Annotated in this window: 2 protein-coding genes; both read left to right on the forward strand. The window is 50.7% G+C overall.

The window, feature by feature from the left end; all coding sequences use genetic code 11:
• The first annotated feature begins 20 nt into the window (after positions 1-20).
• Positions 21-10,304 (forward strand): non-ribosomal peptide synthetase, encoded by a 10,284-nt coding sequence (locus TMES_RS19645; protein ID WP_085585741.1) that lies wholly within the window; start codon positions 21-23, stop codon positions 10,302-10,304.
• Positions 10,305-10,418: 114 nt separating this feature from the next.
• The coding region (locus TMES_RS19650) for a transposase (protein WP_143589744.1) at positions 10,419-10,695 on the forward strand (277 nt) is incomplete at its 3' end.

Genomic DNA, 10,695 nt, shown 5'->3' on the forward strand with positions numbered 1-10,695 from the left:
ACAATCACAGGCAAATATCAATGGAAATTCCACAAAAAATCAAATTACTGCCGCTGACAAGCGTGCAGCATGATATTTGGTTTGATCAAATGCTCAACCCTGATGAACCTGTTTATCATATCGGCGGCTATACTCAGGTCGATACTGTACTCGATCACCTTCGTTTCACTGCTGCGGTTAATAAACTTGTAGAGCAGCATGACGCGCTGCGGATTCAAATTCATATTGCACATGGTTTAACGCCGTTACAATATTTTGCAGAATCATTAATTGTAAATATTAAACTAATTGATCTTAGTGCACATGCAGACATTTCATTCGAATTGCAGAAAGAATTTGTTGAACCTTTTGATCTTGCGGCCAATGATTTTGAAAAAAGGCCGCTGTTTCGCTTTGTATTGATTAAAGAGGCACCGGAAAAATTCGGGTTTCTGGCTGTTTACCATCACTTGATTGCTGACGGCTGGAGCATCGGACTCCTGCATAAGCAACTGGGGGTTTTATATGATGCTTTAGGGCGCACTGAGTCTCAGCATGACGTTGTTGGCGATGAACATTTTCCTTCCTACAGCGATTTTATCGCAGATGATGCCCAATATTTATCGAGTAATCGTTATCATAAAGACCAGAAGTACTGGTCCGACAAATTTATTCAACCACCAGAGCCGATATTCATTCCGCGAGAGCTTTCTCAACAATCAAATGACCGGTTGATATCTGAATTAAAACCCAGTCAAAAACAAACATTAAAGCTGCCCCGGGACCTTTATAACCGGCTCGAATCTTTCGCCATCGATCAAAAGTTTTCTATTTTTCATTTACTACTTTCTGCGATTTATCTGTATTTCACAAGAACGACGTCTAGCCAGGAACTCGTGCTGGGAATACCAGTGCTTAACCGTGGTAACGCTGCATTTAAACGCACATCGGGCCTATTTGCCGGCGTCAATGCGGTGCGCTTCAGTTTTGGTCGAGAATTATCTTTTGTCGAATTGTTAAAAGAAATCAGCAGCACTTTAAGGCAGGATTACCGTCACCAACGCTTTCCGGTGAGTTACCTTAATCGTCAACTAGCTCTGCAATATCCCGGTTTTGAGCGATTGTTTGATATTGGCGTTTCCTTTGAACAGAGCAAACACCAAACCTTTGGCGCCCTGCCGGTTAAGCCCAATGTGTTGTCGCATGGTTGCGAACAAACGCCTTTGATGCTGTATGTTCGAGAGATTGATTCCGACAAAGCTGTTGATATCGATTTTGTGTACAATTTGAATTATTTTGATGCTGCACAAATCGACCGTATCCAAACGGGATATTGCGGCGTTTTGCAACAGGTGCTCGAAAATCCTTTCCAGCGGATCAGCGAATTTGACCTGTTAGATCAAAGCCAAATTCGACAGTTGGCGGAATGGAACGAAACCTTTCTTGATTTCCCCAAACACGCGACAGTGGCCAAACTGTTCGAAAAACAAGTGGCAATTACGCCGCATAATCCAGCCGTGCTCTTTGTTGACGAACAACAAAAGCAATGGTCATTGACCTATGCTGAACTCAATTGCCGGTCCAATCAACTCGCGCATTATCTGCAAACTTATGGCATCAAACCAGATACCTTGGTGGGCATTTGCCTCGACCGTTCTGTTGAACAGTTAGTGGCCGTGTTGGCCGTCCTCAAGGCTGGCGGCGCTTATGTGCCACTTGATCCGCAATATCCCCCGGCGCGTCTGGAATACATCATACAGGATGCCGGTATCGAGTTGCTGATCTGTAAAGGCCCGCACGTCCAGATTAATGGTCGCGTATTGGACCTTTTGGAAAATCAAGACGCCATTGATCAATGTTTGGCGGATAATCCTGCAATTGCCAGTACAGCGGATCATTTGGCCTATGTGATCTATACATCCGGATCGACAGGCAAACCAAAGGGTGTGATGATCAACCAATTCAGCGTTGTCAACACAATCCATGCTTTCAATCACATATACAAAACCACTGAATCTGATCGCGTGTTGCAGCAGGCGTCATTTTCTTTTGATGTTTCTGTTGGTGAAATATTCCCCATCATCTGTCGCGGCGGCACTTTGGTGATGACGACCAAATCGGTCATCCTGGATCCAGACCTTTATGCCGATTTTCTTTCGGAGCATCAAATAACGATATTTGGTGGCACGCCGTCGGTGTTATCCAGGCTGCGGCTGGACGAAATGCCCAAATTGCGGTTGATTTTTAGTGGTGGTGAAGCACTGGCGCTCAACAATGTGGCGCAACTGCTCGCCCGTGCTCAGCTTGTTAACGGCTACGGCCCGACAGAAACGACCATAGGTGCCACAGCTTATCGTCTGGGTTCTGATAACAATTTCCCTAAAGGGGCAGTCCCCATTGGGAAACCGGTACCAAATTATCAAATGTATGTCGTAAATGATGACATGCAGTTGTTGCCGATAGGCTCCCCTGGTGAGCTGTGCATAGGCGGGGTTGGCGTTGCCAGGGGATATCTGAACAATCCCGATTTGACAGCGGAAAAATTTGTTGAACTGGTGGTGAACGGTCAGCCACAGCGCGTCTATAAAAGTGGTGATAAAGTACGGTGGCTAAACGATGGCAACCTGGAATATCTTGGCCGCATCGACAACCAAGTTAAACTGCGCGGTTTTAGAATAGAGCTCGGCGAGATTGAAGCGGTTCTTTGTAAACATCCCCTGGTCGAGACTGCTGCAGTTGTCGTGGTTGAGGAAAACAACGATAAACGTTTGGCCGCTTACGTCACCACGAAGGAAGGCCGGCAATTAACACGGCTTACGCTACGGGGGTGGCTACAGGATAAAATTCCTGACTATATGGTGCCGTCTGCCTTTGTTGTTATGGATGCTCTACCGCTTACCCCGAATGGCAAGCTGGACCGTCGGGCGCTGCCTGCACCTGAGGTGACAGGGAGTGCCGGCTATGAAGCACCCAATACACCCGACGAGGCTTTGCTCTGCCGGCTCTTTGGCGACCTGACGGGCGCGAGCCATGTCTCGGTCGCAGATAGCTTCTTCGTCCTTGGGGGGCATTCACTTCTTGCGATGCAGCTTGTGGCACGGGTGCGCGCGGAACGCGGGGTTGAGCTGCCGCTGCGATCGGTGTTTGCGCATCCCACTGTGCGGGGGCTGGCACGTGAGGTCGCCATGGCCAAGGCCGAGAACCTCGGTCCGGTCGTTGCGGGTTCCGGGTTTGAGGGGGACGGCAAAGCAGTGCTGTCTCTTGGTCAGGAACGCCTGTGGTTTTTAGCGCAGCTGGAGGCGGAGGCAAACAGTCAGTACAACATGGCGATGGGCTTGCGTCTTCGGGGCAAACTGAATGTTGGTGCTTTGCGGCGTGCGTTTGAGACGCTTGTTGAGCGGCATGCCGTACTGCGAACGGTGATTGAGGCACCTGAGGGGATGCCGCAGGGTCGTGTGCTGCCGCCCGGGTCTTTTGGGTCTGTTCTGGAAGAAAGTGATCTGCGCGGGTTTGGACCGAACGCCGAGGCGGAAGCAATAACGCGCCTTGCGGCGTTTGGGCAGCGGCCGTTTGATCTTGAACGGAATTTGCGACTGCGAGCGCTGGTGATTCATATTGGGACAGATGAGGCGCTGTTGGGCCTTGTTGCAGATCACAGCTCGTTTGATGGCAGTTCGGTTCCGGTATTTTTCGACGAGATCTCTGCGGTTTATAGCGCTATCCATTCGGGGGCTGGCATGGATCCCGCTACAGTGCTCGCGCCGCTGAGCTGGCAGTTTGCGGATTGGGCGGCCTGGCAACGGGGATGGCTTGATGCCGGGGGCCTTGAAGGTGCGCTTGGATATTGGGAGAGGCATCTTGCGGGCGCGCCGCCCGTTTTGACCCTTCCAACGGATTACGAACGGCGAACGGATCGGTCGCGCGGCGCAAGGTATCATGATGTTGTGGTGCCTGCCGAGGTTCGCTCGGGTCTTGAGGCACTTGCCCTTCGACATGGGACGACGCTTTATGGTGTTGTGCTTGCCGGGTTCGGGTTGGTTCTGAGCCGTCTTTCTAACCAGGACGAGGTGGTGATCGGGAGCCCGAGTGCGGGGCGTGTGCAGGTTGGCAGTGAGGCGTTGCTAGGGTTCTTTGTAAACACGCTTGCGCTGCGTGTTGCGCCGGGTGCATCGGAAGATCTGGGGAGCTATCTGACGGCAGTGGGCGCCCTTGTGCGCGAGGGCCTTGAAAACGAGGCGGCCCCGTTTGAACGTGTTGTGAAGCGGGTTGGCGTTGAGCGGTCGCTGTCGCACAGTCCGGTATTCCAGGTGATGTTTGCATGGCAAAGCCAGGAGGGCGGGAATCTTCGGCTTGGAGAGCTTGAGCTGGAAAGTGTTGAACTGGCAGGCGTTGATGTTCCATCGGGTCAGGCGAAATTTGACCTGACCTTGTCGTTGGTACCAGCGGTGGATGGAAGCCTGCAAGGCGGACTGGAATATGACGGGGATCTTTTTGCACCAGCGACGGTTGCGCGGTGGATTGATGTTCTGTGTGATGTGCTTGGCCAGTTTGCCGCGACGGCAAAGACAGAGGCGCCTTTGGCTCTTGCATCCCTGCATTTTGCGCCGAATGATGATCGTGCGCGGCGGGGCCTCAATGGTGTTATGGAGTTTGGAGACCGGGTTGCCCTGAACAGTCCACAGGTCCGCGCCAACGGAAACGTGAATAAAGGCGCTTTGCCGATACGCGCGTGGGGAGAAGACGACAGCGCCCTTGCCAGTAACGCAAAAACCGAAACCGAACAGTTGCTGTGCCAGTTGTGGTCGAACGTACTGGGTCGTTTTGTCCGTGATATTCGCAGCGATTTCTTTGAAGTCGGCGGGCATTCATTGCTGGCCAGCCAGTTGGCTTTTCGCATCCGGGAAAGCTTTGGCATTGAACTGCGGGTAGCGACGATATTTGAATACCCTGTATTACAAGATTTGGCTAAACATCTAACGCAACGACAACGCATCCATCCTTTGGCGGCCATAGAAGCGCAGCCCGCCGACATGCCCAAAGTACTGTCCTTCGCACAACAGCGCATGTGGGCACTTTTACAAATCAGTGGTGATTCAAGCAGTTATCATATCCCTGCGGTACTTTCACTGGAAGGTGATTTGGATATTGCTGCTTTGCGTCAATCGCTACAATGGTTAGTAGAGCGCCATGAAAGCTTGCGCATGTGTTTTCCGACTGAAGGCGGAGAAGCAAGACTGCAAGTCAACCCTGCCTACGACCCGTTGACTATTAGCACCGTAACCGAGAAGGACCCCCTGATTTGGGTCGCAGAGAAAATAGAGCAACCATTTGATTTGGCCTGTGGCCCTCTGTTTCGCTTGAACTTGCTTAAAATAGAAAATGGCAAATTTATACTGGTGTTTAACATCCACCATATCATCAGTGATGGCGGGTCTATTGATGTTCTCCTGAAAGATCTGGCACATTTTTATTCTATTGCACATAACGCCGGCCTCAATGCCAAACAAATCAGGCCGTCGCTGCCAATACCGTTGCCAGAGACCCAATACAGTGACTTTGCCAAATGGCAACGAGACTGGTTGCAAGGTGACGTGCTCGAGAGTCAATTGGGTTATTGGCGTGAACAGCTAAAGGGTATTCCTGCGCTCATCAGCTTGCCAACCGATCATCCCCGGCCAGCAGTTATGAATTATGATGGCAAATTTCTACAAACCCGGTTGGACGAGGCATTGGGGAAGGCCGTTGAACAACTGGCAAGCAGTCATCAAAGCACCCTGTTTATGACGCTGCTGGCAGCGTTCAACGTATTGCTAAGCCGCTATAGTGGCCAAGACGATATCGTGGTGGGCGCGCCCGTCGCCAACCGGGTACATCATCAATGTGAGGAAATGGTCGGCTTGTTTGTCAATACGTTGGTGCTGCGCACCAGTGTCGATGCAAGCCAAAGTTTTTCACAGTTACTAAGCGAGGTCCGGTCAACCACTTTGATGGCTCAGCGCTATCAAGATATGCCATTTGAAATGTTGGTAGAGAAGCTTAATCCCAGCCGGGATTTAAGCCATTCACCCTTGTTTCAAGTGATGTTTGGTTGCAGGCAGGAAACCGGACAGAAGAATAATTTTAATCTGCCCGGGATGGGCATTCGCGATATTTCGATGGAAGCCCTGGGGCAAGAATCAGCCGACAAGCCGATAAAGACCAAGTTTGAACTGACTTTGAGCGTGGTTGCCAGCGACGACGAATTTCTGCTCAATTGGGAATACAGCAGCGAACTGTTTAATCCTGAAACCATTGCAAGAATGCATGAGCACTTTGAAAAGCTGCTTGGTTTTATTGTTGCCAACCCGGACCAGCCGTTAGCGAACATTGACTTGCTGACGGCCGAAGAGCGTCAGAAAATCATTCAATACAATCAAACCGGGCAACCCTTTCCACAACAACAGACTGTGGCGGGGCTGTTCGAGCAGCAAGTCCGCGAAACCCCAGATGATACGGCAGTGTATTGCGGTATCAGTCAACGTTACATGAGCTATGATGAACTCAACAAAGCTGCCAATCGTCTGGCCCATGCTTTGATCGTCAAAGGTGCCGGACCGGAATCTTTGGTCGGTATCTGCGTCCATCGCTCGCTCGATATGGTCGTTGCAATGTTGGCGGTATTCAAGACAGGCGCAGGTTATTTGCCGCTGGACCCGGATTATCCGCAAGACCGACTGGCGTATATGATCCAGGATTCGGGGATTGCACTGCTGGTCACGCAGTCACGCCTGCGAGATCAGTTCTCCTGTCGCGACATTGACGTTGTCGAAATAGACAACCGCAGTGCCGATCTTTATGACAGCGCTAATCCCGCGCGTCGTAATGGCCCGGAAAATCTTGCATATGTAATTTACACCTCGGGTTCAACCGGCAAACCCAAAGGGGTGATGATTGAGCAGCGCAGTGTGGTTAACATGATTGTGGGCTTTAACCGCACCTATCATGTTACGGCTCAAGACCGGGTATTACAGCAAGCATCATTCTGTTTTGATGTTTCGGTCGGCGAGTTATTACCAATCATCTGTTGTGGCGGCAGCTTGTACCTCCCCGCGAGAGATGTCATTCTGGACCCGGATGCTTTTGCCAGGTTTGTCGCCGAGCATCAAATAAGCATTTTTGGCGCCACCCCGACATTGTTGTCACGGCTGAAGGTTGAAAAACTGCCCCATCTCAGGCTGATTTTTAGCGGTGGCGAAGCACTTCAGTTAAACAATGTCGAACAGCTTCTTGAAGCTGCATTGGTCGTCAATGGTTATGGTCCGACGGAGGCGACAATAGGAGCCACGGCTTACCGTTTGAATGACACAAAACGGCATCGTGCCGGCTCGGTTCCCATTGGTCTGCCGGTGGCTAACTACACGACCTATATTCTCAATCCTCAACGGCAACACCAGCCTTTGGGTATTCCTGGTGAGCTCTATATCGGCGGCGTAGGTTTAGCGCGACAATACCTGAACCAACCAGAAATGACCGCAGACCGGTTTGTTGAAGTCGATATTTTTGGCACACCTCAACGATTGTATAAAACCGGGGACCTGGTGCGCTGGGGCGAGCAGGGCATTGAATTCCTTGGCCGTATTGACAGGCAAATCAAACTGCGGGGCTTTAGAATAGAGCTCGGCGAGATCGAAGCCCTGTTGGCTTCCCATCATCACGTCAAAGAAGCCGTCGTGAAGCTTTATGACACCCAGGCCAGTCAAAGTTTGGGCGCTTATGTGACCGTGCCGGATCGGTCCCGGATCAGTACTGAAATATTGCACGCATACCTGGCCACCAAACTACCCGGTTATATGATGCCCGGGGTGATAACCATTCTTGATACCTTTCCGCAGACCGCCAACGGGAAAATAGATCGAGACGCTTTGCCAGATCCCGAAATGTCTGTTTCAAAAGGGTACGCGGAACCCGGAACCGAGGTCGAACGGACTTTGGTCACCATCTGGCAACGCGTCTTGAAGCAGCAAGATATAGGCATTTATGACAGTTTTTTCGAACGCGGTGGTGATTCGATTTTATTGATCCAGATTGTTGCCGCCGTACGACAGGCCGGGTTGTCAATGGCACCGCGCGATCTGTACCGTTACCAAAACATTGCGGCACTGGCTCTGGTTTTAGGCTCTGCCAAAACACCACTGGCCGAACAAGGACTTATCAGCGGGAGTGTGCCACTTACGCCCGTTCAAAGAGCATTTTTCAACTATGACAGCCTGGCACCTTGGCATTTTAACCAAGCGGTACTGCTGGAGGTTAATGGCCACCTGGATATCCGGGCGATGAAACAGGCATTTGCCTCGATCATAGAACATCATGATGCGCTGCGACTAAGCTTTAACCAGATAAATAGCCAATGGCAGCAACAACACCTGCCTTTATCAACAGCGATACCATGGCATGAAGAAAATCTGGTGGACGATGAACATCAGACTTTGCTGGCGCGGTTGGATACCTGGCAACAAAGTCTTGATCTCGGTCAGGGGCCCCTGCTGAGAATGGTCCTGCTCCATACACCCCGGCAAAACCTGCTGTTTTGCTGCATCCATCATTTGGTGGTTGATGGCGTTTCATGGCGTATTTTACTCGAAGATCTGCAAACGGCATATTACCAGGTGCGAAACGGTCAAACGATCACCTTACCTGCAAAAACGACGTCATTTAAACATTGGGCCGAGCGTGTGGTGCAATTTGACGATGGTGCGGCGGATTACTGGCAAAAACTTAACGATTTTCAACCACCCCGACTTCGGTTAGACGCCCCGCATGCTGACGGCCGTCTGGAGGACGTCTGCCACCGTGCCGTCGTCGTAGATGCCAAGACTACTCGGCAGTTGCTCATCGGTTTGCCGCAGGTTCATGGCGTTGCCATCGTCGATGCTTTGCTTTGTGCAGTGCTGATGTCGTTAAAAAAATGGTGTGGTCAAACCAGCCATTTCCTCGATCTTGAAAGCCATGGCCGCGCCGAAATTTCAGACGATATAGATCTCTCACGAAGTGTCGGCTGGTTTACCTCAATTTATAGCATTCTTTTCTCATTGGCAGATGACGGCGATTTACCGCAATCGCTTAAAAGTATCAATAAACAACGGGTTGCAGTCCCCAGTGAAGGGGTCGGTTACGGCATAAGGCGCTGGATAAAGGATCAAAACTTACCGCAAGGTCAGATCCTGTTTAATTATCTCGGGCAGTTTGATCAAAACCTGGAAGACGGATTATTTAAGCTATCTGACAAGCCCCAGGGCAAGGCGATGAGTGAAATTGGTCCGCGCGATTACCTCATTGAAATAAATGGACAAATTGTCCAAGGGCAGTTGACCATGACGTTCAGTTTCAGTGACAAACAATTCAAAACTCAAACCATGACCATGTTGACGGATGGCTTTTTTCAGGCGCTGCACGATATAGCAGATGAGTGTAACGGGTTGGTCGATGTCCAAACCGCCATCCGATTGGACAATGGCAGCGCGAAAACGGTTCTGCCGCCTTTGTACCTGCTTCCCGGTTCCGGAAGTATCGTTGGCTACTTACGGCCCCTGGCGGCCCATATTGGACATGGAAGGGCCGTTTATGGCCTAACATCCCCTGGTATGAACACCCTGGATGATATTCCCCAAACGATAGCTGCGCTCAGTGATCATCACGTTAAAGTAATACGCCAGCTACAACCCGAAGGGCCCTATGCGCTCGCCGGCCACTCGTTTGGAACCGCAGTGGCGTTCGAAATAGCGGTGAAATTGGAGCAACAGGGCCAAAAAATTGCCTCCCTGACCATGATTGACCAACCTACCCGTCAATATAGCAAATTAGGTGGCAAGGAAATTTGGGATCGGCGCGAAATTGACTGGCTGCTGGACGTTGCGTATTTATTACAAAGTCTGGTTACCCAACAACTCCCAGTAAGCATACAAAGACTTAAGGACAGCGGCGATCTGAATTATTGTTTCATGACCTTGATGGATTGGCTCAGAAGTAGTGGCGCCGATCAAGTGTTGTTCAGCGGAAATGATCCCTTATTGCAACTCAAAGCGCTGGTGAAAACATACCGTGCCAACGGCCTTGCATTTTACCAATATCAACCATCACAACATCAACTAAAATGCGCCATTAAGTTGATTTGCGCCAAAGAATCACTAGCGATGGTCAGCGATGAAATGCCCGATCACTGGGGCTGGGCGATCTACACGCGACGAGGCGTAAACGTTACGCAGATCCCGGGAGAACACATAGGAATATTTAGTGAGCCCGGGGTGCAATTATTGGCGGAAGTTCTGGTTACCTCGACCGAAACCTGAAAAGCCAGTTGAAAAACAGAATGAAGAAATGTAAGCGCTGCGTGCAGCCCACCTTAACTTGATAAGAGCAATCGAAGATGTAGATGCTGATTATTCATCAGCAAAGAGTATCTCATGGACATGTCAACGGAGTTTCTCACAAATGCATCTACGACGATTGAAGGCAAGGGGCAGCGCCGTTGGCCAGATGAGTTGAAGGCACAGATTGTCTCGGAAACGCTTGAGGCTGGAGCGGCGGTAAATCAGGTGGCACAGCGATACGGGTTGCGTCCGAACCATCTTTCAGGCTGGCGCAGTCTTGCCCGCGACGGCAAACTGGTTCTTCCGGCAGCAAAGGTTTCACCCGGCGCGGTTGATTGTCCGTTTGCGGCAATAGAGCTGGAAACAACTC

The organism is Thalassospira mesophila (assembly GCF_002115755.1).
GTDB lineage: Bacteria > Pseudomonadota > Alphaproteobacteria > Rhodospirillales > Thalassospiraceae > Thalassospira > Thalassospira mesophila.